Annotated in this window: 23 protein-coding genes; 19 read left to right on the top strand and 4 right to left on the bottom strand. The window is 46.6% G+C overall.

Annotated features, from left to right (window positions below; translation table 11 throughout):
* Positions 1 to 78 precede the first annotated feature (78 nt).
* The 8 genes from HMPREF9140_RS01040 to HMPREF9140_RS01070 all read left to right on the top strand — a co-directional run bounded on the left by HMPREF9140_RS01040 (position 79) and on the right by HMPREF9140_RS01070 (position 8199).
* Positions 79 to 1950 (top strand): glycoside hydrolase family 13 protein, encoded by a 1872-nt coding sequence (locus HMPREF9140_RS01040; RefSeq protein ID WP_006951141.1) that lies wholly within the window; start codon positions 79 to 81, stop codon positions 1948 to 1950.
* Positions 1951 to 1994: 44 nt separating this feature from the next.
* Entirely contained in the window at positions 1995 to 3263 is a 1269-nt protein-coding gene (locus tag HMPREF9140_RS01045) for a DUF3078 domain-containing protein (RefSeq protein ID WP_006951142.1), read from the top strand.
* A 15-nt stretch (positions 3264 to 3278) separates the two neighbouring features.
* Complete coding sequence (locus tag HMPREF9140_RS01050) at positions 3279 to 4172, top strand: RluA family pseudouridine synthase (protein ID WP_006951143.1); 894 nt, start codon at positions 3279 to 3281, stop codon at positions 4170 to 4172.
* A 13-nt stretch (positions 4173 to 4185) separates the two neighbouring features.
* The gene (locus HMPREF9140_RS10425; protein WP_006951144.1) at positions 4186 to 4332 is read left to right on the top strand and encodes a hypothetical protein; all 147 of its coding nucleotides are present in this window, start codon (positions 4186 to 4188) and stop codon (positions 4330 to 4332) included.
* A 208-nt stretch (positions 4333 to 4540) separates the two neighbouring features.
* Positions 4541 to 5032 (top strand): TlpA family protein disulfide reductase, encoded by a 492-nt coding sequence (locus HMPREF9140_RS01055; protein WP_006951145.1) that lies wholly within the window; start codon positions 4541 to 4543, stop codon positions 5030 to 5032.
* A gap of 18 nt (positions 5033 to 5050) precedes the next feature.
* Positions 5051 to 6718 (top strand): DUF6029 family protein, encoded by a 1668-nt coding sequence (locus HMPREF9140_RS01060; RefSeq protein WP_026253256.1) that lies wholly within the window; start codon positions 5051 to 5053, stop codon positions 6716 to 6718.
* Between the two features lie 3 nt (positions 6719 to 6721).
* Positions 6722 to 7507 carry an Omp28 family outer membrane lipoprotein gene (locus tag HMPREF9140_RS01065; RefSeq protein WP_006951147.1) on the top strand — a complete coding sequence of 262 codons (786 nt, stop codon included), beginning with the start codon at positions 6722 to 6724 and terminating at the stop codon, positions 7505 to 7507.
* Positions 7508 to 7539: 32 nt separating this feature from the next.
* A complete protein-coding gene (locus HMPREF9140_RS01070; RefSeq protein WP_006951148.1) occupies positions 7540 to 8199 on the top strand; it encodes a hypothetical protein in 660 nt (219 codons plus the stop codon).
* A 145-nt stretch (positions 8200 to 8344) separates the two neighbouring features.
* Here HMPREF9140_RS01070 and HMPREF9140_RS01075 read toward each other — a convergent pair whose 3' ends face one another.
* From HMPREF9140_RS01075 to efp, 4 genes are all read right to left on the bottom strand, one after another.
* A complete protein-coding gene (locus HMPREF9140_RS01075) occupies positions 8345 to 8566 on the bottom strand; it encodes a hypothetical protein (RefSeq protein WP_006951149.1) in 222 nt (73 codons plus the stop codon).
* Between the two features lie 620 nt (positions 8567 to 9186).
* A complete protein-coding gene (gene radC / locus HMPREF9140_RS01080; protein ID WP_006951150.1) occupies positions 9187 to 9885 on the bottom strand; it encodes a RadC family protein in 699 nt (232 codons plus the stop codon).
* Between the two features lie 9 nt (positions 9886 to 9894).
* On the bottom strand, positions 9895 to 10929 hold the full coding sequence (locus HMPREF9140_RS01085; protein ID WP_006951151.1) for a glycosyltransferase: 1035 nt from the start codon (positions 10927 to 10929) through the stop codon (positions 9895 to 9897).
* Positions 10930 to 11019: 90 nt separating this feature from the next.
* Positions 11020 to 11586 (bottom strand): elongation factor P, encoded by a 567-nt coding sequence (gene efp, locus HMPREF9140_RS01090; RefSeq protein WP_006951152.1) that lies wholly within the window; start codon positions 11584 to 11586, stop codon positions 11020 to 11022.
* Positions 11587 to 11819: 233 nt separating this feature from the next.
* On the opposite strand from efp, the gene rpmH reads away from it, so the two are divergent.
* The 11 genes from rpmH (at position 11820) to HMPREF9140_RS01145 (ending at position 23002) form a co-directional block, all read left to right on the top strand.
* The gene (rpmH, locus tag HMPREF9140_RS10100) at positions 11820 to 11975 is read left to right on the top strand and encodes a 50S ribosomal protein L34 (protein ID WP_004361653.1); all 156 of its coding nucleotides are present in this window, start codon (positions 11820 to 11822) and stop codon (positions 11973 to 11975) included.
* Positions 11976 to 12084: 109 nt separating this feature from the next.
* Positions 12085 to 12867: a PASTA domain-containing protein gene (locus HMPREF9140_RS01095; protein WP_006951153.1), complete on the top strand. Its 783-nt coding sequence runs from the start codon at positions 12085 to 12087 to the stop codon at positions 12865 to 12867.
* Positions 12864 to 13958 (top strand): RluA family pseudouridine synthase, encoded by a 1095-nt coding sequence (locus HMPREF9140_RS01100; protein ID WP_018572076.1) that lies wholly within the window; start codon positions 12864 to 12866, stop codon positions 13956 to 13958. The genes HMPREF9140_RS01095 and HMPREF9140_RS01100 overlap by 4 nt, the downstream gene beginning before the upstream one ends.
* A gap of 7 nt (positions 13959 to 13965) precedes the next feature.
* The gene (locus HMPREF9140_RS01105; RefSeq protein ID WP_006951155.1) at positions 13966 to 14961 is read left to right on the top strand and encodes a D-alanine--D-alanine ligase; all 996 of its coding nucleotides are present in this window, start codon (positions 13966 to 13968) and stop codon (positions 14959 to 14961) included.
* A 3-nt stretch (positions 14962 to 14964) separates the two neighbouring features.
* Positions 14965 to 16116, top strand: coding sequence for a 1-acyl-sn-glycerol-3-phosphate acyltransferase (locus tag HMPREF9140_RS01110; protein WP_006951156.1), 1152 nt, complete (start codon positions 14965 to 14967; stop codon positions 16114 to 16116).
* On the top strand, positions 16109 to 16765 hold the full coding sequence (locus tag HMPREF9140_RS01115; RefSeq protein ID WP_006951157.1) for a NigD1/NigD2 family lipoprotein: 657 nt from the start codon (positions 16109 to 16111) through the stop codon (positions 16763 to 16765). The genes HMPREF9140_RS01110 and HMPREF9140_RS01115 overlap by 8 nt, the downstream gene beginning before the upstream one ends.
* A gap of 1285 nt (positions 16766 to 18050) precedes the next feature.
* On the top strand, positions 18051 to 19313 hold the full coding sequence (locus HMPREF9140_RS01125) for an MFS transporter (RefSeq protein WP_006951160.1): 1263 nt from the start codon (positions 18051 to 18053) through the stop codon (positions 19311 to 19313).
* Between the two features lie 3 nt (positions 19314 to 19316).
* Positions 19317 to 19865: a bifunctional nuclease domain-containing protein gene (locus HMPREF9140_RS01130; RefSeq protein ID WP_006951161.1), complete on the top strand. Its 549-nt coding sequence runs from the start codon at positions 19317 to 19319 to the stop codon at positions 19863 to 19865.
* Positions 19862 to 20593 carry an RsmE family RNA methyltransferase gene (locus HMPREF9140_RS01135; RefSeq protein WP_006951162.1) on the top strand — a complete coding sequence of 244 codons (732 nt, stop codon included), beginning with the start codon at positions 19862 to 19864 and terminating at the stop codon, positions 20591 to 20593. Before HMPREF9140_RS01130 ends, HMPREF9140_RS01135 begins: the two co-directional genes overlap by 4 nt.
* Positions 20594 to 20721: 128 nt before the next feature.
* Positions 20722 to 21102: a DUF1573 domain-containing protein gene (locus HMPREF9140_RS01140; protein WP_006951163.1), complete on the top strand. Its 381-nt coding sequence runs from the start codon at positions 20722 to 20724 to the stop codon at positions 21100 to 21102.
* Between the two features lie 85 nt (positions 21103 to 21187).
* A complete protein-coding gene (locus HMPREF9140_RS01145; protein ID WP_006951164.1) occupies positions 21188 to 23002 on the top strand; it encodes a DNA topoisomerase 3 in 1815 nt (604 codons plus the stop codon).
* Positions 23003 to 23372 lie beyond the last annotated feature (370 nt).

Here is a 23372-nt window from a genome sequence, read left to right on the forward strand (position 1 = left end):
CGCTCCTGCCGTTGGATTTAGCTCTTCGCCCTTTGGCGAAACGTTCATCGTATCGATAACTATAAAATAACAACAACAATGAAAGCAAAACACCTCATCGCCATCGTGCTGCTCGCAACATCGCTTGCCGGCATGGCCAAAGGCGGAAAGCCGAGCGCGAATCCTGTAAAAAGGATAGACCCGACATATTGGTATGCCGGTATGAAGAACCCGTCGTTACAGCTTATGGTTTATGGCCCGGGGATAAAAACCGCCGACGTAACCACCGATTATCCCGGCGTGAAGATAGACTCCATCGTGCGGCTCGATTCGCCCAACTACCTGCTCGTTTATCTCGACCTCGGAGGTGCTCGGGCAGGCTACGTAACCCTCAATTTCAACAACCGAGGCCGGAAGTTCAGCATGAAATATCAACTGCGCGAGCGCGATATGCCCGGCTCCGAGAGGATGGGATTCACCAACGCCGACGTGCTTTATATGCTGATGCCCGACAGGTTTGCAAATGGCAATCCGGCAAACGATGTTGTCAAAGGAATGAACGACCAGCTCTGCAACCGAAACGAACCGAGCCTCAGGCACGGAGGCGACCTGGCCGGCATAATGCAACACCTTGACTACTTCGATAACCTCGGCGTAACCGCCCTTTGGCTAACACCCGTGCTCGAAAACAATAGTCCGGCCGAAAACGCAAAGCATAGCACATACCATGGATATGCCACAACCGACTACTACAGAGTTGACCCCAGATTAGGAACAAACGAAGAATATAAAACACTCGTAGAATCCTGTCATAAACGCGGTTTGAAGGTGGTGATGGACATGATTTTCAACCACTGCGGCGAGCAGCATCCATGGAACAAGGACGTACCGTCGGCCAACTGGTTCAACAATCCGGGCTACGGTCTACAAACAAGCTATAAACTCACGCCGGTAACCGACCCGTATGCCAGTAAGATAGACCTCTCGGAAACAGTCGACGGATGGTTCGTGTCGTCGATGCCCGACCTCAACCAACGCAATCCGCACGTAATGAAATATCTCATCCAGAACTCCCAGTGGTGGATTGAAACCGTTGGCATAGACGGTATTCGCATGGATACATACCCCTATGCCGACCGCGAAGCAATGGCACAGTGGATGGAAACACTCGAAAAAGAATACCCTAACTTCAACACCGTGGGCGAAACCTGGGTGACCGAACCCGCCTATACCGCCGCATGGCAAAGAGGAAGCCGACTCTCAAACCGAAACAGTCACCTCAAAAGCGTGATGGATTTCGCTACCTTCGACCGCCTCTCGCAGGCCAAGAACGAGGATACCGACCTCTGGTGGAAAGGACTCAATAGAATCTACAACGTATTGTGCTACGACTATCTATACACCGACCCATCAAGTGTTATGGCCTTCATCGAAAACCACGACACCGACCGCTTCCTTGAAAACGGTAGCGATACGGCCGCCCTGAAACAAGCCTATGCACTGCTGCTCACAATGAATCGTACGCCACAACTCTACTATGGCACCGAGATTCTCATGAACGGAACTAAAGAAATAACCGACGGTAATGTGAGGCGCGACTTCCCCGGCGGATTCCCGGGCGACGGCGTCGATAAATTCACTCGCAAGGGGCGCACGCCAGCCGAGAACACCTTCTTCGACTGGACGAGCAAGCTGCTTCACTGGCGACAGAACAACCAAACCATAATCCGTGGCAAACAAATCCACTTCATTCCCCATAACGGCATCTATGTCCTGGCCCGTCAGCTCGACGGTCGCACGGTGCTTACGATTCTCAACGGCAAACGTTCATCAGCCGTCTTCAGCGTGCAGCGTTATGCCGAAGTTATCGGTCATCACACCATCGCCCGAAACGTAATTACCGGCGACTCTGTTAGTCTTGCAGACAATCTTACGCTCGCTCCCCGCGCCGCCCTGATACTCGAGTTCTAGAATTTAAGTTTTAAGTTTGCAGCCGTCAAATTTCAAGGTAAGGAATGAATAAGAAACTATTGTTTACGGCAGTCCTGGCGCTTCTTTCCGTCGGTGCCATCGCCCAACAAACAGTGCGACAGGGCATGCGCTCTAAGGAATACGTTCGGGAGAACGAATCGCTTGTAAGAAACTACATTGACTCGCTCGAGACAGTTCGCGATAGCCTGAAAACCCAAAGAACCGTCAGTGCGGAAAGTGATTTGAGAATAAAACGACTGTTCATGCCGCTAACTTATTACAACGATGTGATAAGCGGAGCGTTTCAACTCGATACGACGAACACGATTGGAAAAACTCTTCTGCATATGTATCTGCGGCATCCAGAATGGGTTGAAACCACGGAGGCCGACTTGCGTAAACAGCAGTCGAATAGGGTCGATGTTCGGCGCCCCATACGTCACGAAGTTGAATTGGTCGACCGTTTAGCCCCAGTCCCGTTGGAATCCGAGGTCGCCCCCATAGCTGTGATGATTATGAAGCCCAATTTCTGGAGCTATCGAGGCGACTATTCATTGCAGATATTCCAAAACTACGTGTCGGGCAACTGGTATAAAGGCGGTGAAAGTAATTATTCGGCCCTGGCCGCGCTCCTCATGGAAGCCAACTACAACAACAAGCAGAAACTCAAGTGGGAGAACAGGCTGGAAATGAAATACGGTCTCCAAAGCAGCCGTTCAGACTCGCTGCACAGCTATAAAAGCACGGAAGACCTGCTGCGACTAACCTCGAAATTTGGTTTGCAGGCCGATAAGAAATGGTACTACACGGTGCAATTCATTGGCTACACGCAATTCACACATTCTTATAAATCGAACGACCCGACGCTATACGCCCACTTCCTGGCCCCGCTAAACATAAACGTTTCGCTCGGTATGGACTATGCCGTCGACTGGATATCACACAAGCTCAAAGGGAATTTCCACATAGCCCCGTTGGCCTATAACATGAAATACAGTCAATTTCGCGACATCGCCAAGCGAATCGGAATCAGCGAAGGCCATTTCAAGCACGATTTCGGTTCGGAGTTTACCGTCGACCTTGAATGGAAATTCAGCGACGCCGTAAAATGGAAAACCCGTCTATACGGTTACACCACTTTCCGTCGCTCCGAACTGGAGTGGGAGAATACCTTTGTTCTCACCTTTAATAAATACATCAGCGCACAGCTTTTCATCTATCCACGATTCGACGACGGTGTAGCTCGCGACCTGCATCACGCCTATTGGCAGTTCAAGGAACTATCGTCAATCGGTTTTCAATACAGTTTCTAATTGAACGGCCTTGCAATGAGAAAAAATCTATATCCATCAGACAGCGACAGATATAAACATCTCGAGGTGACCGAGAACGCTCCGTTGCTCGAATGGCTCATCCGTAACTCGCAAGAAAGCCGTAACAAGATTAAATCAATCCTAAGAAACCGAGGCATTAAGGTGAACAAACGAGTGGTGACACAGTTTGATTACCAACTCAATGTGGGCGACAAAGTTTCGATTAGCAAAAGCAAGCAAAACGATCAGTTCAGAAGTCGGTACATCAGATTGGTCTATGAGGACAGCTTCCTGGTGGTTATTGAAAAACAGTCAGGAGTGCTTTCGATGGCCGCCGGACATTCGTCGCTCAACGTGAAAAGCGTGCTCGACGACTACTTCCGACGAACCCGCCAGCGCTGCACGGCTCACGTGGTGCACCGCCTCGATCGCGATACCTCCGGGCTCATGATTTATGCAAAGGATATTCAAACCGAACAAATCCTAGAGCATGATTGGCACAACATTGTCTACGATCGTAGATATATTGCCGTGTTGAGTGGCGAAATGGAAACCTCGGACGGAACGATAGCCAATTGGCTCAAAGACACTAAATCATATTTCACCTTCAGCTCGCCTGTTGATAATGGAGGTAAATACGCCGTCACGCATTATCGTGTGCTCAACCGCACCATCGACCAGTCGCTTGTAGAGTTCTGTCTTGAAACCGGTCGTAAGAACCAAATAAGAGTCCACGCAGCCGACATGGGACATCCTGTTTGCGGCGACATGAAATATGGCAACGGTCACGACCCTATCGGTAGGCTCTGTTTGCACGCTTATGTGCTCTGTTTCAATCATCCTATAAACCATAGTCGAATGGAGTTCGAGACTCCCATTCCGGCACAGTTCAGAAGATTATTCAAGTAGAAAAAACAGTATTATGGAATACATCATTCCCCTCATCATTGTCGTCCTCACCGGCATAGTCATTATGAAGAAAGTAACGAGCTGCATTGTTCGCATAATTGTGTCGATAGTCATCGTTGCTCTGTTCATCTGGTCGCTGTATGCCCTTCATGTAATATGAAACTAGGCGAACCTGAGACAAAAGCCGAATAACATTCTGTATGTAATGGTCGAAACGCTGCGTTCCGGGAACTCCAGCCTTATTTTAAACGCCGGAACACAGCCGTACTAAGCCTTTTATCCTGAACTTATGTATGAAACTGAGAATTTTGCAAGGGAAGAAAAAAGAATTTACCTTTGCGACCTATCTAACAAACCAAACCAAGATTATGAGAAAAACATTTTTAAGCCTCATGGTTATGCTCTTCGGAGTTGTGCTGACTGCGAACGCTCAGCTGCCATCAGTTACGTTGAAAGACATGAACGGTAAAACCGTGCGTACAGACACACTCTCGAATAACGGAAAACCATTCATCATCGACTTCTTTGCAACTTGGTGCAAGCCTTGTAATCGCGAACTCAAAGCCATAAACGAAGTCTACGCCGACTGGCAGGAAGAAACAGGCGTAAAAATCTATGCCGTGTCCATCGACCAGGCACAAAACATCAACAAAGTTAAGCCGATGGTCGACGAATACGGATGGACATACGATGTGCTACTCGACCCGAATAGCGACTTCAAACGTGCACTCGGAATTCAGATGATTCCCTATGTAATCATTGTGGACGGCTCTGGAAATATCGTCTATAAACACAACGGCTACACAGAGGGAGCGGAGAACGAACTGATTGAAAAGGTTCGGGAACTCGTGAAGAAGTAAACCAAGCTTGAACCTTCTATGAATAAAAAACTTTTTAGTTTGATGGCGGTGCTCACGTTAAGTACCGCCATCTATGCACAAGAAGAAACCGACAACAATAAAGTCACCCTAAGCGGAAGCATTCAAAGCGACGTGCTCATTCCCCAGGAAGACACAAAGATTGGGTCGCCCAAATACGACGACTGGGCACTAACCAATACTTACGCCGACCTGAACCTGATGAGCAAGAATATCGACGCCGGATTGCGATTCGAATTCCTGAAACATCCACTCCCCGGATTTGAAAAAGATTTCAAAGGATGGGGAGTACCCTATTTCTACATAAAAGGAAAGTTCGAAAAATTGGAAATCACGGCCGGTAACTTCTACGATCAGTTCGGCTCCGGATTTATCCTCCGCAACTACGAAGAACGTAGCCTCGGAATAGATAACTCGCTCCTCGGAGTTCGCTTTGTCTATAAACCCTACAAGGGTATCCGATTCAAAGCCCTCACCGGTGAACAACGACGCTATTGGGGACACAGTCCGTCGTGGATTTCGGGAACCGACCTGGAACTGAATCTGGACGAATGGTTTAAACGTCTCCAAGAATCTGACACACGAATAATGCTAGGTGGCTCGTTCGTAAATAAATACGAAGACGATGAAAACGACCAAATATTCGCCGATGCAACTCATAAGCTCAACTTGCCCCAGAACGTGAATGCTTTCGACGCACGTTTGCAGATTCAAAAAGGTGGGTTCAACGTCTTAGCCGAATATGCACATAAAACGCAAGACCCGTCATTCGACAACGGCTACATATATCGTAACGGAAACGTAGCAATGCTTTCAGCCTCCTATTCAAAGAAGGGGCTAAGTTTCCTTGTGCAAGCCAAGCGCTCTGACAATTTCTCGTTCCGCAGTCGCCGCACAATGACCGGTACTTCTTCGTTCATCAACCATCTGCCCGCGTTTACAGAAGACCAAACCTATGCACTTGCAGCCCTCTATCCCTACGCAACACATCCAGATGGCGAGTGGGCCTATCAGGCACAGTTTGGCTACAACTTCAAACGTCGTACAGCCATAGGTGGACGCTACGGAATGAATCTCAAAGTGAACTTCTCGCATGTGCACGCAATCGACCGCACACCGAATCTTACCGGTTCCGTAAATGGTACAACCGCCCTCGGAACAAAGGGCTACGGCTCGGCTTTCTTTAAATGGGGCGACCAAACCTACTATCAGGATATAAACATTCAGCTGGAGCGCCGCCTCACCAAAAGCTTCAAGCTATCCCTGATGTATATGAATCAGTTCTATAATAAAACCATTGTCGAAGGACATGGAGGAATGGTGCATTCCGACATATTCATAGCCGACGGACGCTACACTATCTCACCGAAGATGACCCTACGCGGAGAAGCTCAATATCTTGCAACAAAAGGCGACCAGGGTAACTGGATGTTCGGTTTGCTTGAGCTTTCGATAGTTCCACATTGGATGTTTACCGTCTCTGATGAATACAACTCGGGCGATACCAAGTTGCACTACTACCAAGGCTTCGTTACATTCAACGCCGGAGCTCATCGCCTTCAGTTGGGCTATGGTCGTACACGCGCCGGATTCAACTGCTCAGGCGGAGTTTGCCGCTATGTGCCGGCAAGCAAAGGCTTCACACTGTCTTACAACTATAATTTCTAGACGATGAAAAAAATATTTCCCTTAATATTAGTCCTTGTCGCTATTGTGTTCGCTTCGTGCGATATGGTGAACGAGGACAACAGATACATCTACGTTAAACCGAAACCCATTGGACGCGCCGTACTTATCGAAGACTTCACCGGACAGAAGTGTCCCAACTGTCCTAAGGCACACGAAGAAATCGAAAAGCTACAAGCACAATACGGAGCCAATAACGTAATTGCCGTTGCCATACATTCAGGACCGCTTGCAATATTCCCGATACGCAACATTATAGGTCTGCGAACCAAGTTGGGCGACGAGTATTACAAAGCATTCGGCGTATCTGTCGAACCAACCGGTATGGTCGACCGTCGCGGTGGAATCCTCAACTATCCCTCATGGGCAGGAGCTGTTAATACCGAACTCCAGCGTACGGCCCCGGTCGGAATAAAGCTCTCCATCAGTTATGACAACACTACTCGCAAAGCAACTGTCGACGTAGATGCTTCAGGCGTGGAAAATGTAGCAGGAAAGCTTCAACTTTGGATTGTTGAAGATGGAATCAAATGTCGCCAAGACATGCCCGACGGAACCGTCAAACCAGACTACGTTCAGAACAATGTTCTCCGAGCAGCAGTTAACGGCACATGGGGAACAGACATCTCCGTAAAAGAAGGAGAAACCGTTAAGCAGTCGTTCACAACTGATATATCTGAGAAATGGAACGCAGACAAAGTGGCCATAGTGGCATTTATATATAACGATGGTGGCGGCGTACTCCAAGTAGTTCGCAAGTCAATCATTTAAAACATTAACATTAACAAAAGGATAATACAACAATGAAGAGAACATTTACTATTGCTTTAGCCCTCATCGCAGGACTAGGAGCTTTCGCACAAGACAATCGTCTTCGATTTGAAGATGCTTCGGGAAATATCGTTGCCGACGGAACAACCATAGTAGTAGATAAGGTGAAAATTGTAGACGAAGATACCAAAGAAGAAGAGATGTCAACAGGACTCTTCGTACGAAACACCACAACAAGCGCTATAAAGGCTTGTCTAAATGTAGACGTAACTTCGCTACCATCAGGCAGCTCATTCAAAGCCTGCTTTCCAAGCAACTGCTCCATAGCCGAAAGCCCCAAAACTTTCACAACCGAATCCGGATTATTTAAAGGTTCAATAGTTGCCAGTTCACAGACAGAATGGATTCCCGGCTATATGGATTACGATGAGGGAGTGTTCAAACAGGCATACGGCGACTGGACAGCTACGATTCAGATTCGAGTAGAGAAAGATGGAGCCATGGTTGACGGTCCTAAAGTGCATGTACACTTTATTCGTAAAGCCTCCAACGGCATCAACGACATCAACGCCGGTAACGAAACAGTTGTGGCTCGTTACACAGCAGGCGGACAGCTATTAACTGCTCCCGTGAGAGGCTTGAACATTGTGAAGCTCTCGAACGGAAAGACGATAAAAGAGATTGTTAGATAAGAATAGTTATTGATATTATGAACGGCAGCTTCATCACGAAGCTGCCGTTTTTTAGTATCCACATGGATACATAAAAAATCCCTCTCCATTACTGCTCAATGGAGAGGGATTTTTTATGTTAGTTGCACCGGTTGGCCGGCCGCATTTAAACAGATTTATAGCCTTTTGTATAATTTCTTTCCAGAAGGTCGTGTAAGCTGAGTTCCTTCGAGCCATTCTCCTCATAAGCTTCTTGCATTTCTTTTTCGCCTTCAGCTTCATCTTCGGAGTGAACAAAGGTTATGGTTCTGTTTTTCATTTCAGCCACGCCCCATCCAATCAGGGCTATAACTATAAGTGCGATGAATCCGATAATTGGAGTTGTCATAAATGTGAATATTTTGATGTTGCTGCAAAAGTACTCCAAGTTTAACTAGTAGCCAAGTGTTTGTCATGTCATGTCGGGACGGTGCAATCGCCTATATCGATACTATTACTTAAAATAAAATATAGGTTGAGGCATTGTCAATGCGGATGCTTAAAATCAAATTATAGTTAAGATATTGTCAATGCGTACGCTTAAAATCAAATTATAGTTAAGGCATTATTAATGCCGGCATTTAATATAAAATATAAGTTAAGGCATTGTCAATGTGGATGCTTAAAATCAAATTATAGTTAAGGCATTATTAATGCCGGCGTTTAATATAAAATATAAGTTAAGGCATTGTCAATGCGGACGCTTAAAATAGAATTATAGTTTAGGCATTGTCAATGCCAGTAATATAAATATATTATTAGTTATAGCATTATTAATGCTTATGCTAGAATTTTATTTTAAGTATTAGCATGATATATGTTTATAGTAATAATATTTTTTTAGTATGCGCATTGATAGTTTCGTTAGTTTAAAACGATTTTTACTGATGCCGACGCCAATCCTGGTACAGAATTGGGGGATTCATTCGAGAGCGTCAGTGTAAGATGGGATGGGAATGAAGCAGGCGGTTATAATCTACCTTCTTCGAGATAGGAATAGTATTCGCCATCGGTTACGATGACGTGGTCGGCTAAGTGGAGATTCATGTAATTGCATGCTTTCTTGACGTCTTGGGTTAGTTTGTCGTCGGACGCGCTCGGAAAAGGATTGCCGCTTGGGTGGTTGTGACATATTGCCACGACGGTTGCATTTTTCAATAGGGCTTCTTTCACTACGAGGCGGATGTCGACGGCAGTGCCAGATATTCCTCCACGCGATAGGGGGATAGCGTCGATGAGGCGGTGGCGTTGATTCATGAGTAGAGCCCAGGCTTCTTCGACGTCGAGGTCTTGCATGATGGGGTGCATGTGGTTGTATATTCGGGTGGCCGAGTTGAGTTCGGGGCGTTCTTGGGGCTGGGTTGCTTGGCGCCGCTTGCCAATTTCGCAGGCAGCAAGGATGGTTATTGCTTTGGCTGGGCCGATGCCTTTGTAGGTGGTTAGTTGCTGAATGGTGAGTTTACCGAGTGTGTTGAGGTTGTTGTTGCAGTCATTCAAGACTCGTTGCATTAGGGCAACTGCGCTTTCGTCGGTTGTTCCGGAGCCAATGAGTATGGCCAGGAGTTCGGCGTTGCTTAGGGCTGTTGGACCTAGGCGGTGTAGCTTTTCACGCGGGCGGTCGTCTTCAGCCCATTGGTTGATGGTTAGTTTGTTAGTTTGCGGGTTCATAAGTGGAGGCTATTTATAGAATGTTTTTTCATAGGCTGCGAATTCTTCTTTTCCGGCAAGAATTCTTTTGCACCATGCGTTTATGAATCCGCATCCGTAACCTAGAAGTTGGGTGAAAGCGGCCAGAATGCTGAGCGCACCTATTCGGAGACTGCGATTTTGGATGGTGGAGTCAATGAGAATCAGGGTGGAGTAGATTAGGGCGGGCGATAGTGCGGAGAGGGTTATGATAAGGCCGGTTGAGGGGCTTAGGGGTATCTGAATTAAGCCGGCTATAAGGGTTAGGGCGAGCATGGATAGGCCGATGGTGAATGCGGCGGGGAGGAGGTGGACGAGTTTGAGGCTCTCGGGATATTTTTTGTAGAGATTCACACGGGCAATTCCGGAGTTGTAGACTTGTCGCCAGAATTTCCGGAAGTCAGTGCGTCGCTTGTGCCAAACCCATGCTTTGGGGAAGAGCCGGCATCGTTTCTCGGCTTTGAATATGCGTATTGAGAAGTCTATGTCTTCGCCGAATCGCATTTTTGAGAATCCTCCGAGTTGTGCGTATAGGTCGGCCTTGATTCCCATGTTGAATGAGCGCGGATAGAATTTGTCGAGCTTTTTCTTTCCGCCTCTTATGCCGCCTGTGGTGAAGAAGGACGTCATGGAGTAGGATATGGCTTTCTGGGTTGGGGTGAACGACTCGTGGGCGCTGTCGGGACCTCCGAATGCGTCGGCCGGTTCACGGGCTAGTTCTTCGTCGACAGCTGTAAGATAGCCTTTTGGAAGCACTACGTCGGAGTCTAGTACGATGAGATATTCGCCTTTTGCTCGCTCGGCACCGTAGTTTCGACTTTGTCCGGGTCCGGAGTTTTCTTTGAAAAAATATTGGAGTGGAAGGCGGTCGGCATATTTGTCGCAAACGTCTTTGCAGGGAATCTTCGAGCCGTCTTCCACGATTATCACTTCGAAATCGTTCTTCTCTTGGTGAAGAAGACTTTCGAGGAGTTCGTCGACCTCGTCGGGCCGATTGAATACCGGAACGATGAAGCTGTATTTCATTTTATAATGAGTTGAAAATAGAGGAAGGGTAAAAAGAATAAGCCATGACAGCTCTCTTTTTACCCTTCCTTGAAACCTTATTGATGATAATTATGCATTCACGCGACCGAGATAGCTACCGTCGCGTGTGTCGATTTGAATTGTTTCGCCCTCGTTGATGAACAGCGGGACTCTAACAACTGCACCCGACTCGAGGGTTGCAGGCTTTGTGGCATTTGTTGCAGTATTGCCTTTCACGCCTGGTTCGCTGTGGGTTATTTTGAGTGTTGTTTTCACGGGCATTTCGGCTGAAAGAATCGTGCCGTCTGAAGTGTCGGTTACAACTTCAACCACATCGCCTTCTTTCATGTATTCGAACCCTGTTACCTGATGTTCGGGAATAGGAATCTGCTCGAATGTTTCCTGATTCATGAAGATGTAACCGGTTGCGTCCTGGTATAGATATTGGTAGGGACGGCGCTCAACGCGAACATCTTCCAACTTAAATCCAACCTGAAAAGTACGTTCCAAAACTCGTCCGTCTGCAACGTTCTTCAGTTTGGTATTCATTACGGTGTTTCCTTTTCCAGGCTTTCTGTGCTGAAAATCTATACAAGTCCAAATCTTTCCGTCAAGACGTATGCATGTACCAATCTTGATTTCTTGCGAATTAATCATATTCTGCTATAATAATAGGTTTGTTATTTTCTGTTCGTTTCACAGTTCTCTTTGTGCGGCAAAGGTAACTAAATTCCAAGGATGGCATTGGTACAGGTGCAAAAATCATTGAACCTTTGGCAGGTTTAAAAAGAATGGGTACTTTTGCAAACGGCGATTAGATGGGTCTTTAATCATCTAATCGCCGCAATTCTTGAAAGAAAAATAATAACAAAATAATCGTTTAAATAAAAATGAAAAGAACATTTCAGCCGCACAATCGTCGTCGCGTGAACAAGCACGGTTTTCGTGAAAGAATGGCTACTAAGAACGGTCGCAGAGTATTGGCTGCGCGTCGTGCCAAAGGTCGTAAAAAGTTAACTGTGTCCGACGAGCATCACGGAAAATAATTACTCCTATCGGCTAGGAACATAAACGGGAAGAGGTAGAGTTGCACTTTGCTGCTTTCCGTTTTTTTTATCTACTTTTGCGAGCACACGAAACAGCGTTGTTAATCAGATGACCTCAAAAGAATTCTTACCTAAATTTTTTAGCACATACATATGGGGAAATGTCCTGGCAGGGAGCATTCTAATTATTTTATTGTCGCTCGGAGTGAGATACGGCATTGATATCTACACTCATCATGGCGAATCCATTGTCGTGCCTAATGTTATTCATAAGTCGTTCGGTGAAGCAACGAAAATAATGAATAGAGTGGGGTTAACAATTCAAGTGACCGATACGGGATATGTGAAGAATTTACCACCCGATTGTATTCTTGAACAATCGCCTGCTGGAGAAAAACGTGTGAAATCTACGCATGTCATCTACGTGACGATAAACTCTGCCAGTCCACCAACTCTGCCAATGCCTGATTTGATTGATAATAGCTCGCTCCGTGAGGCGCAGGCACGTCTTTCGTCTATGGGCTTTAAGGTTGGTGAACCCGAATATATTCCAGGCGAGAAAGATTGGATATATGGAATAATCGTGAATGGTAAACATGTACAGGCTGGTGACCGGATTTCCACCGAAGCAGTGGTTGTTCTCCAGGTGGGCGACGGAACACGCTCTGTAAGCGACCCGGCTATGACAAATACCTCCAAGGGATTAGAATATGAAGAGGAGGAAGTAGAAGAACCCATTTATGAAGACGAATATGAAATGGTGGAAGTTCCTGTCGATGAAAACGGTAATGAAATAACGCCTAATAAACCGTCTTCACAGGACGGTCCTTCAACTCCGAAGTCGCAAAACGCACTTCCCCCCGACCCATCGAGTAATAAACCAACAGAATGATGAGGCCGGAGGAAGACGAACTTCTGGAAGAGAATGTTCCTTACGATTCTTTTTTATTCGAGGAGGATTCCGCAGACAATAAACTTTACGAACACTTTCGCGTCTTGGTTGATAAAGGCCAAGACGCAACGCGTATAGATAAGTATCTTTTCGAGCGGATGCAGCATTCCAGTCGCAACCGTATTCAGAAGGCTGCCGAGGCTGGGGCGATTCACGTGAACGGGGTGCCAGTTAAGAGCAATTATAAGGTCAGGCCGAACGATATAATAACCCTCATGCTCAATCGTCCACAGTACGATAGCACAATTGAAGCCGAAGAAATACCTCTTGAAATCGTATATGAAGACGCCGATTTGCTCGTTGTGAATAAGCACGCTGGTATGGTAGTGCATCCCGGTGCCGGGAATTTCCATGGAACGCTAATCAACGCGATTGCATGGCATCTGAAAGATCTGGAATCATTTAACCCCAACGACCCGGATGTAGGGCTGGTGCACCGCATCGACAAGAATACAACTGGACTGCTCGTTATAGCCAAAACGCCCGACGCCAAAACTTCTTTGGGCAAGCAATTTTTCAATAAAACTACCAGTCGCAAGTATAAGGCACTCGTGTGGGGAAATTTCACAGAAGACGATGGACGAATTGAGGGAAACATAGCTCGCGACCCAACAGACCGACTTCGTATGAAAGTTTATCCAGCGGGTGACGAGCAGGGTAAACCAGCTGTGACTCACTATCGAGTCGTTGAGCGATTCGGATATACTACCCTATTGGAATGCGTTCTCGAAACCGGCCGAACCCATCAAATCAGAGCTCACATGAAGCACATAGGGCATCCTCTCTTTGGTGACGAACGATATGGTGGAACAGCCATTCTTCGCGGAATACGGTCTAATTCCTATAGAACTTTCATTTTCAACTGCTTTAGCATTTGTAACCGCCAGGCTTTACACGCTCAAACCCTGGGTTTCAGACATCCGCGAACCGGCGAACAGATGAATTTTACAAGCGAACTGCCGGAAGATCTGGCCACAATAGTCCAGAAATGGCGTACCTACATCTACGGTTCAGCACAAAAAGAAAAATAACAAACAAATGGAAAATATGAAACGAACAATTGCCATCGTATGTGGTGGCGACTCATCAGAGCACGATGTGTCTCTACGTTCTGCCCAAGGCCTATACTCGTTCTTCGACAAAGAACGTTACGACGTTTACATTGTCGACGTGAAAGGAACCGATTGGCATGTGAACTTTGATAATGGAGATACGGCTCCGATAGACCGGAAAGATTTCTCATTCATGAAAAACGGTAAGGCTGTAATTTTCGACTACGCCTATATTACAATTCACGGACAGCCCGGTGAGAATGGAGTCCTTCAAGGCTATTTCGAGCTGATCCATCTACCATATTCTACCAGCGGCGTGCTTGTAGAAGCCATGACGTTCGATAAATATGTGCTCAATAACTACCTTCGCGGATTCGGCGTTAATGTGGCTGATAGTATTCTTTTGCGACGCGGTGAAACCTACGATGAAAAGGCTATAGCTGAACGCATAGGAATGCCGTGTTTCGTCAAACCATCGGCCGATGGTAGTAGTTTCGGAGTGTCGAAGGTGAAGAACGCCGACCAGCTTGCTCCTGCTCTCCGAGTAGCCTTCATGGAAAGCAACGAGGCGATGATTGAAAGCTTCATCGATGGCGTTGAAATATCGCAGGGAGTTTATAAAACAAAGGATAAATCAGTTGTCTTCCCAGCCACCGAAGTAGTTACATCCAACGAGTTTTTCGACTATAACGCCAAGTACAACGGTCAGGTTCAAGAAATAACCCCTGCCAGAATATCCTCGGAAACTGCAGCCCGCGTGGCCGAAGAAACAAGCAGGATATACGATATTCTCCACGCCAACGGAATAATTCGAATCGACTACATCATATCGAAAAACCGACAAGGAGACGATGTTATCAACATGCTTGAAATAAACACTACCCCGGGAATGACCCTCACCAGTTTCATTCCGCAGCAGGTGCGAGCCGCAGGACTCGAAATAAAAGATGTGCTTACCGATATTGTTGAAAATCAATTTTGACCAATGACAATTCCTGAAAAATTCAACGCCATCAGGCCATTCAACCCAGAAGAACTTCCGCAGGCTTACGATAGACTCCTTGCCGACCCTCAATTCCAGCAAGTGCTGGCCTATCTCTATCCCGGTATCCCACTCGAAACCCTGCGTGAACAGATGCACCTATGTCCCACGCTACTCGACTTCCAAAAGGCTTTCGCCTACAAGTTCATCAAGAAAATAATGGCTGAAATAAGCGATGGATTTACTCTTGACGCCGGTCATCTTGACATTGAAAAAAGATATACTTTCATTAGTAACCACCGTGATATTGTTCTCGACCCCGGGCTATTGGACGTGCTCCTCATTGATGCCGGATTCCAAACAACATGCGAAATTGCAATCGGAGACAATCTCCTCACCCGCCCGTGGGTGAAAGACCTTGTGAGACTAAACAAAAGTTTCATCGTACAACGTTCACTCCCCATGCGCCAACTCCTTGAAGCAAGTCGCATACTTTCGGAATACATGCATTTCGCCATCGCCCAGAAGAACGAAAATATATGGATTGCACAGCGCGAAGGGAGAGCTAAGGATTCCGACGACCGGACTGCCGAAGGCGTGCTTAAAATGATGGCTATGGCAGGCGACGGAACCCCAACCCAGCGGCTTATGCAACTACACCTAGTGCCTGTGGCCATATCATACGAATACGACCCTTGCGACTTTCTCAAAGCAAAAGAATTTCAGCAGCGACGCGATAATCCACAGTTCAAAAAGAGCGCCGAGGACGACATTCTCAGTATGCGAACCGGAATGATGGGACGTAAAGGGCATGTGCACTATCAAGCAGCCCCCTGCATCGACAACTATCTTGCCAGTTTGCCAGTTACCATGTCCAAAACCGAGCTCTACAAGCATATTGCCGTCCATATTGACCGTGAGATTCATGCCCGCTACAGGCTATATCCCAACAACTATGCTGCCCTCGACCTTCTTAACGGAACTTCCGAACACGCCTCGTGCTACACCACACAACAGCTCGAAGCCTTTGAGCAATACATCGACAGGCAAATCGCACGAATAGACCTTTCCAACAAGGACGAACCCTATCTGCGCGAACGAATCCTCACCATGTATGCCAACATAGCCATAAACTACCTCAAAGCGCATGAATAAAATCCTCGCTATTGTTTTTGTGCTTTTGCTTTCGGCCTGCACAACCGATTTCTACGAAACAGGTGACTCACCTCTTTCTTATCTTCGAACCGATTTCGTAGAAATCCGAACCGCAGCCCCAACCATATTCACTAAAGCCATAACCGATGATAGTGATACCCTTCTTCTCGACCCTTCAATTAAAGCCAATTGGGCTCAAACAGCTGATTCAACCTATCGTGCACTGCTTTATTACCGAAAAACCGCCTTACGCACTGTTACGCCGCTGGCTATAAATTATATCCCAGTTGTTCGCCCCACCATGAAAACCGATTTAGCCCGCTTTGCCGACCCCGTGACCTTACAAAGCGCATGGATAAGCAAGAATCGAAAATATCTCAATCTCGGCATTGCCCTCAAGACAGGAGCTAAAGCCAATGAAAAGCAAAAGCACATCCTTGGTATTGCCATTGATACCACCATTCACCATTCCGGCAATATTTCGACCCACAAACTACGCTTTTTCCACAACCGTAACGGTATACCCGCTCACTACACCTCACGCATCTATTTAAGTCTGCCTCTCAGCAACTACCACTCGGGCGACACCATTATCCTCAACATCCCAACTTCCGTTGGACCTCTTGTTCGTAGCTTTCCTATTCTCTGACCATTGGGAAAGTGTTTCTCTCTATCTCATCTCTCAAAACATACTTCGTCCTGTCGTCCGGGTGCCGACAGACACTGGGGCTGTCCCTACATGCGTGCTAATGCCCGAGCGAGAGTCTCTATTAAACCGAATTCACGTTAAAAAAGGGGAGCAAATGCTTCTTCCTTTTTGCATTTGCTCCCCCCTAAATTGGAAACGGATTGACCGTTGGTGTGTAACAACTTAATTATACCAAAATTCACCGCTAATGATGTTCTGGCGAGAATCGGATTGTTCGTTCTCCTTTTTGTTTGGGCTTAGATCTTGATAGATCTCGTGTTGATTAGATTCTTTCATTTTACAGGTTCCTTTCTTTGTTGATTGTATTTTGGTTTTGCTCCAATTCTCTAATGAATCGGAGTAACGCAAAAGTAAATTATTTTGACTTATAAGACAAGTCGTGAAACGAGGATTTCTGTTTTTTTAGATTTTTCTAAAGGTAGATTACTCAATCAACTAACCTCCTCTGGCTCATACTTGCCCCGTGATTTCTTTCTATCCGTATTTTCGCTTTTTCTAGTACGTCGATTCAGTATGAATTTACGTAATACCTATTTGAATCAATCAAGAATCAGAGTTCATCCGTATGTTAATCGGAGGAAATAAGCCGTATTTTTATACTGAATATTAATTTCTATATTTAAGCTATAGAGCCGTATATTATACTATTGTTATTCCAAAAATAAATACATTAACCGCGATTTCGGCAAATGTAAATCTGTGAAGAAATACATCTGCCGAAGTTTCGGATGATTTAATTATTTTGGGAAATACAATTGCCGGAGTTTCGGCAGATGTATTTCTTCACAGATTTACATTTGCCGAAATCGCGGTTGACGTATTTCTATAATGAAATTAAAATACCGAAATAATCTATTGTGAGTCTATTGAAGAGATAAGCGCACATTTCGTCATCGAAGGCTCCTAGGAACTTGAAATACTGATTAAGTATTAGTTCAATGCTCGGATTTAGGTTGTAGATATGGGAAAGAAGCAGAGAATGACCGAAAAAATATCCGGAAAGCAGTCGGAGCAGGAATTCGACGAAGCGGAAAAAACTGAAATCGAAGAATTGGTGGATGTTTCGTAGACCAGTTCATTGTGACAGACAGGGAATCAGGATGTATATAATAAAAGACGAGTTTCAACCTGTCGACAGAGTGAAAAAAATGGCTCATCCGGAAGTGTTGGGAGGCGCCGGCCGAGAAAAAACCGTAACTTCGCAGCGAAATAATCATTTAAAAACATGAATCTGAAATTCAGACTAGCTTTAATGAACTTCTTGGAGTTCGCAGTTTGGGGGGCTTATCTAACCTCCATGGGAAGATACCTGGGAAATCTGGGTATGGGTGACAAAATTGCCTTGTTCTATTCTATGCAAGGTGTAGTCTCTATCTTCATGCCGGCGTTGATTGGCATCGTGGCCGACAGATGGGTGCAAGCACAACGAATGCTTGGACTTTGCCATCTGGCCGCCGGAGCGTTTATGATTGCAACCGCTTTTTATGGCGCAAACGCAACGGATGGGGTTGATTTCACTACGCTTTTCGCACTGTATTCTATGTCGGTGGCCTTTTACATGCCAACTTTGGCGCTATCTAACTCGGTGGCCTATTCTGCACTCACACAAGCCGGAATGGACACGGTTAAAACATTCCCGTCGATACGCGTATTCGGTACTATCGGCTTTATAGCAACCATGTGGCTGGTTGACATTATGGGTTTTCAGAGCAATCAGAATCAGTTCATCACGTCGGGCGTTGTTAGTTTGCTGCTGTTTCTCTATACTTTCAAGCTCCCCGGTTGCCCCGTTTCGAGCGGAGGCGACAGGAAGAGCTTCGTCGATGCTTTCGGATTACGGGCCTTTGCGCTTTTCAAGCAAAAGAAGATGGCCATATTCTTTGTGTTCTCGATGTTGCTGGGCGTGAGCTTGCAGATTACAAACAGTTTTGCAAATCCGTTTTTGTTCAGCTTCGGCGCACAGGATGTATTTAAGGAAGCGTTCGGAGTTCAGCACGCCAACATTCTCATTAGTTTGTCGCAGGTGAGCGAGACGTGCTGCATTCTGCTCATTCCATTTTTTATGAAACGCTACGGTATCAAGAATGTAATGCTCATTGCAATGTTCGCCTGGGTGCTGCGTTTTGGACTGTTCGGTCTTGGCAATCCCGGTTTCCCGGGTGTTCTGCTCTTCATCCTGTCGATGATTGTCTATGGTGTGGCATTCGATTTCTTCAATATCTCCGGCTCGCTCTTTGTCGACCAAAGCACCGACCCTTCGCTGCGCTCATCGGCCCAGGGATTATTCATGCTTATGACCAACGGAATTGGCGCAACGGTTGGAACACTCGCTGCCCAAACCGTAATCAATAATTACACCAAACCGCTCACCATCGGAGCCGATACGTTTACAGTCGGCAACTGGAGTGCATGCTGGTACATCTTCGCCGCCTATGCCCTCGTGATTGCAGTTTGTTTCTCAATTGTGTTCCGCCCAAAGAAAATCTAAAAGATGAACAAAGTCCAACTCATATTCAAAGGGATGACCGAAATCGTCGGCAGTGAAAAATTGCTGCTCCTTGTTCTAACCGATATCGACAAGAAACGGCAGATAGCCATCGTTAGCACTCATCATTTTGGATATGAAATTGGCCTGCGAATAACTCAAACCCCAATAACCGAAAAGCTATTGCCAGAGGTGTTGTGCCGCGTGAATCCGGAAATGACTGCACAGTATTACGAAATTCTGCTAGACCATGTCTTCGACGGACAATACAATGCCCTACTCGTTCGTAAATACGATTTGTCGACAACATCTCTGCGTGCTTCCGACGCTATTCTCCTTGCACACATAGCTCATCTGAATGTGTTCATGGAAGAAGAACTTTTCAACCGACAAAGCACTCCTGTCATCGCCGATGAAGAGCGAATGCCGCTGCCTCTTAACACTCTAAGCGCCGAGATGCTACGTAATGCACTCAAACGTGCAATTGCCGAGGAAAACTATGAGCTTGCCTCACTCCTTCGCGACGAAATGAATAAACGCGAAAAAAAAGAATGAAAGAAACTCGATTTTTCTACGCTCCCAATGCCGCATCGCAAAATCAACTGCCGCCCGAAGAGGCTACACATGCCATCAGAGTTCTGCGAATCAAACCCGGCGATGAAATCTTTCTCATGGACGGACAAGGCTCATTCCATCGTGCCGAAGTCGAGAGCGTAACATCAAAGCACTGTTTCTATCGGCTCACAGAAACCCTTCCGCAACAACCCGCCTGGCACGGTAGAATCCATCTGGCAATAGCACCCACAAAGGATGCCGGACGAATGGAATGGCTCGCCGAAAAAGCCGTCGAAATCGGTATTGATGAAATCAGCTTCCTCGAATGCCGGTTCTCCGAACGCCGCACCATGCGCACAGAGCGTATCGAGCGTATAGTTGTTTCGGCGATGAAGCAAAGTCGCAAACCATGGAAACCCCAGGTTAATCCGATGATTCCTTTCAACGACTTTATTGCCCGAGCTCATCCCTCGTTGAGTTTCATTTGCCATTGCTACAATGAAATTCCACGTGCAGATTTATTCGCTGAGATAACCAAACCACAAGAAAGCCAATCCGACATAACAATTCTCGTCGGACCTGAAGGCGATTTCTCAATCGACGAAGTAAACCAAGCTATGGATTGCGGATTCATCAGTGCAACCCTCGGCCAAAGTCGTTTGCGCACCGAAACCGCCGGCTTGTCGGCTGTAGTCTACTCCCAGCTGGCTCGCCGAATCTTAGATTGAATTACAAGCTTTTGATAATACTTGCGTCGAGCTTGTGCGGAAGAAAAGGCAAACATGTATATGCTTAATTGTGAACATCTAACTACATTTGCAACCGCAACTTAGAACAAAAAACAATAATGAAAACGATGAAAAAGCTACTATTGATGACGATGATGCTCGTGTTCGGATTGACATCGGTAATGGCACAGAACCAAGCTGAAATCAAGTTCGACAAAACGAATCATAACTTCGGCACATTCGCCGAAAAAGACGGGGTACAGAAAACAACATTCACCTTCACAAATGTCGGCAAGGCTCCCCTAGTGATAAATCAAGTTGTGGCAAGCTGCGGATGCACAGTCGCAAACTACGACAAGCGTCCCATCCCGCCCGGACAAAAAGGAACTATAGAAATAAGCTATAACGGAGCCGGAAAATTTCCAGGACACTTCAAGAAAAGCATAACTGTGAGGACCAATGCGGTAACCGAAATGACAAGGCTCTACGTTGAAGGAGTGATGCAATAGAAAAGAATCATCCCCAACGGAAATATTAACGAAAACGCGCCATCAACGGGATGACGCGTTTTTCATGTCTACACGGAAAAAAGAAATGATTGTTTGCATAGCAGAGAAACCAAGCGTAGCACGCGACATAGCACGAATAATAGGTGCAACCTCATCGCACGACGGATATATGGAAGGAAATGGATACCAGGTGACATGGACTTTCGGACATCTTTGCGAACTCAAAGAACCCAGCGATTACTCCGATAATTGGAAACACTGGAGCCTGGCCGCATTGCCGATGATTCCGCCACGATTCGGAATAAAACTGATTGACAATGACGGCATACGCCGACAATTCGCCATTGTGGAGAAATTATATAAGGAGGCCGACCAAATAATAAACTGTGGCGACGCCGGACAGGAAGGCGAACTCATCCAACGATGGGTTATGCAAAAGGCCGGAGTGACATGTCCCGTAAAACGACTCTGGATTTCGTCGATGACTGACGAAGCAATACGCGAAGGATTCGCCACGCTCAAAGAGCAAAAACACTACGAACCACTCTATCTCGCCGGACTCTCGCGAGCCATTGGCGACTGGCTACTAGGCATGAATGCCACCCGTCTTTATACTCTAAAATATGCCACCAACAAACAAGTGCTCTCCATAGGTAGAGTGCAAACGCCTACATTAGCACTCATCGTTCAACGACAGAAAGAGATAGACAATTTCAAACCTGAACCCTATTGGATGCTGGCAACCATCTATCGCAATACGCAATTCACAGCAACCAAAGGGCGCTTCGCTACAGAAGAAGAAGGTAAGCAGGCATTTACACAAATCGAAGGAAAAACATTTCAAATCAGCAGCGTGACAAAGAAAAAAGCAACCGAACAACCCAAACCTCTCTACGACTTGACTTCGCTGCAAGTAGACTGCAACCGGAAATTCGGCTACTCGGCCGAGATGGCCCTAAACCTCGTTCAATCGCTCTACGAAAAGAAAATAACCACCTACCCCCGTGTCGATACGCAATTCCTCACCGACGACATCCACCCCAAATGCCCGCAGATAATGAACGCACTCTATAAAACCACCTTCTCCGGCGTGAGCCCATATGCCGAGCATGTTAAAGCCATCGGCGGAAAACCGCTGCCCAAACCGAAGCGAATCTTCAACAACCAAAAGGTAACCGATCATCACGCCATCATACCCACCGGAGTGATACCCCGTGCACTATCCGATGCCGAACAACATGTATTCGATCTTATTGCCCGACGCTTCATCGCCGCCTTCCATCCCGACTGTCAATACTCCACAACCACCGTACTGGGCCAAGCTGGCGAAATAGAATTCAAAGCCACCGGAAAAGAAATCCTCCAACCGGGTTGGCGCAAAGTTTTCGCTCAAGAGCCAGTAGACACCCAAGCCGATGCTACCCCGACCTCTGCCGTGATGCCAGCCTTCACCAAAGGAGAAAGCGGTCTTCACCAGCCCACTCTAACCGAAAAACAAACCACCCCGCCAAAACACTACACCGAAGCCACCCTTTTACGCGCCATGGAAACTGCCGGTAAACTTGTCGACGACGAAACCCTTCGCGCCGCCCTGAAAGAAAACGGTATCGGTCGACCCTCGTCGCGTGCCGGCATAATAGAAACCCTCTTCAAACGCCAATACATCCGCCGCAAGAAGAAAAACCTCGAAGCCACTCCCACGGGTATAGCTCTCATCGACACCATTCACGAGAAGCTCCTCACCTCAGCCGAACTAACCGGCCAATGGGAAAAGAAACTCCGCGATATAGAGCATCGCAAATACGACGCCTCCCAGTTCATCAACGAACTCAAAGCCCAAATAACCGCCATCGTGAACGATGTTCTCGCCGACACCTCTATTCGTCGGATAGGCGAATAAACAGTTTGCGCCCTTTTCATATAAATGGTCGAAACTACTCCGACCACTCCCTTTCAAAAAAGGCTCATGTGAGCGCATAAATTGGCATCCGTTGTTTATTACCCATTTGCTCCCCGGAGGCTTAAACCGAACTCGCGTATCTCTTGTTCTAAATCAAGAAAGCAGTCTTGTATTTTGCTGAAATGAATTGATTAATATACCTTTGCCGCCGTGAGACACATAGCTACATATTCCATCGCCCCCACGACGCAGAGAAATTTCGATTTCTCTGTGATTTTTTCGTCTGAATATTTGGTGGGTTCGGAGAAAGTGCTAACACACACACACACACACACACACACACACACACACACACACACACACACACGAC

The organism is Prevotella micans F0438, from assembly GCF_000243035.1.
Lineage (GTDB): Bacteria > Bacteroidota > Bacteroidia > Bacteroidales > Bacteroidaceae > Prevotella > Prevotella micans.

Coding starts and splice junctions, on each gene's coding strand:
- HMPREF9140_RS01040 (WP_006951141.1), top strand. CDS start 79: ATGAAAGCAAAACACCTCATCGCCATCGTGCTGCTCGCAACATCGCTT.
- HMPREF9140_RS01045 (WP_006951142.1), top strand. CDS start 1,995: ATGAATAAGAAACTATTGTTTACGGCAGTCCTGGCGCTTCTTTCCGTC.
- HMPREF9140_RS01050 (WP_006951143.1), top strand. CDS start 3,279: ATGAGAAAAAATCTATATCCATCAGACAGCGACAGATATAAACATCTC.
- HMPREF9140_RS10425 (WP_006951144.1), top strand. CDS start 4,186: ATGGAATACATCATTCCCCTCATCATTGTCGTCCTCACCGGCATAGTC.
- HMPREF9140_RS01055 (WP_006951145.1), top strand. CDS start 4,541: ATGAGAAAAACATTTTTAAGCCTCATGGTTATGCTCTTCGGAGTTGTG.
- HMPREF9140_RS01060 (WP_026253256.1), top strand. CDS start 5,051: ATGAATAAAAAACTTTTTAGTTTGATGGCGGTGCTCACGTTAAGTACC.
- HMPREF9140_RS01065 (WP_006951147.1), top strand. CDS start 6,722: ATGAAAAAAATATTTCCCTTAATATTAGTCCTTGTCGCTATTGTGTTC.
- HMPREF9140_RS01070 (WP_006951148.1), top strand. CDS start 7,540: ATGAAGAGAACATTTACTATTGCTTTAGCCCTCATCGCAGGACTAGGA.
- HMPREF9140_RS01075 (WP_006951149.1), bottom strand. CDS start 8,566: ATGACAACTCCAATTATCGGATTCATCGCACTTATAGTTATAGCCCTG.
- radC (WP_006951150.1), bottom strand. CDS start 9,885: ATGAACCCGCAAACTAACAAACTAACCATCAACCAATGGGCTGAAGAC.
- HMPREF9140_RS01085 (WP_006951151.1), bottom strand. CDS start 10,929: ATGAAATACAGCTTCATCGTTCCGGTATTCAATCGGCCCGACGAGGTC.
- efp (WP_006951152.1), bottom strand. CDS start 11,586: ATGATTAATTCGCAAGAAATCAAGATTGGTACATGCATACGTCTTGAC.
- rpmH (WP_004361653.1), top strand. CDS start 11,820: ATGAAAAGAACATTTCAGCCGCACAATCGTCGTCGCGTGAACAAGCAC.
- HMPREF9140_RS01095 (WP_006951153.1), top strand. CDS start 12,085: ATGACCTCAAAAGAATTCTTACCTAAATTTTTTAGCACATACATATGG.
- HMPREF9140_RS01100 (WP_018572076.1), top strand. CDS start 12,864: ATGATGAGGCCGGAGGAAGACGAACTTCTGGAAGAGAATGTTCCTTAC.
- HMPREF9140_RS01105 (WP_006951155.1), top strand. CDS start 13,966: ATGGAAAATATGAAACGAACAATTGCCATCGTATGTGGTGGCGACTCA.
- HMPREF9140_RS01110 (WP_006951156.1), top strand. CDS start 14,965: ATGACAATTCCTGAAAAATTCAACGCCATCAGGCCATTCAACCCAGAA.
- HMPREF9140_RS01115 (WP_006951157.1), top strand. CDS start 16,109: ATGAATAAAATCCTCGCTATTGTTTTTGTGCTTTTGCTTTCGGCCTGC.
- HMPREF9140_RS01125 (WP_006951160.1), top strand. CDS start 18,051: ATGAATCTGAAATTCAGACTAGCTTTAATGAACTTCTTGGAGTTCGCA.
- HMPREF9140_RS01130 (WP_006951161.1), top strand. CDS start 19,317: ATGAACAAAGTCCAACTCATATTCAAAGGGATGACCGAAATCGTCGGC.
- HMPREF9140_RS01135 (WP_006951162.1), top strand. CDS start 19,862: ATGAAAGAAACTCGATTTTTCTACGCTCCCAATGCCGCATCGCAAAAT.
- HMPREF9140_RS01140 (WP_006951163.1), top strand. CDS start 20,722: ATGAAAAAGCTACTATTGATGACGATGATGCTCGTGTTCGGATTGACA.
- HMPREF9140_RS01145 (WP_006951164.1), top strand. CDS start 21,188: ATGATTGTTTGCATAGCAGAGAAACCAAGCGTAGCACGCGACATAGCA.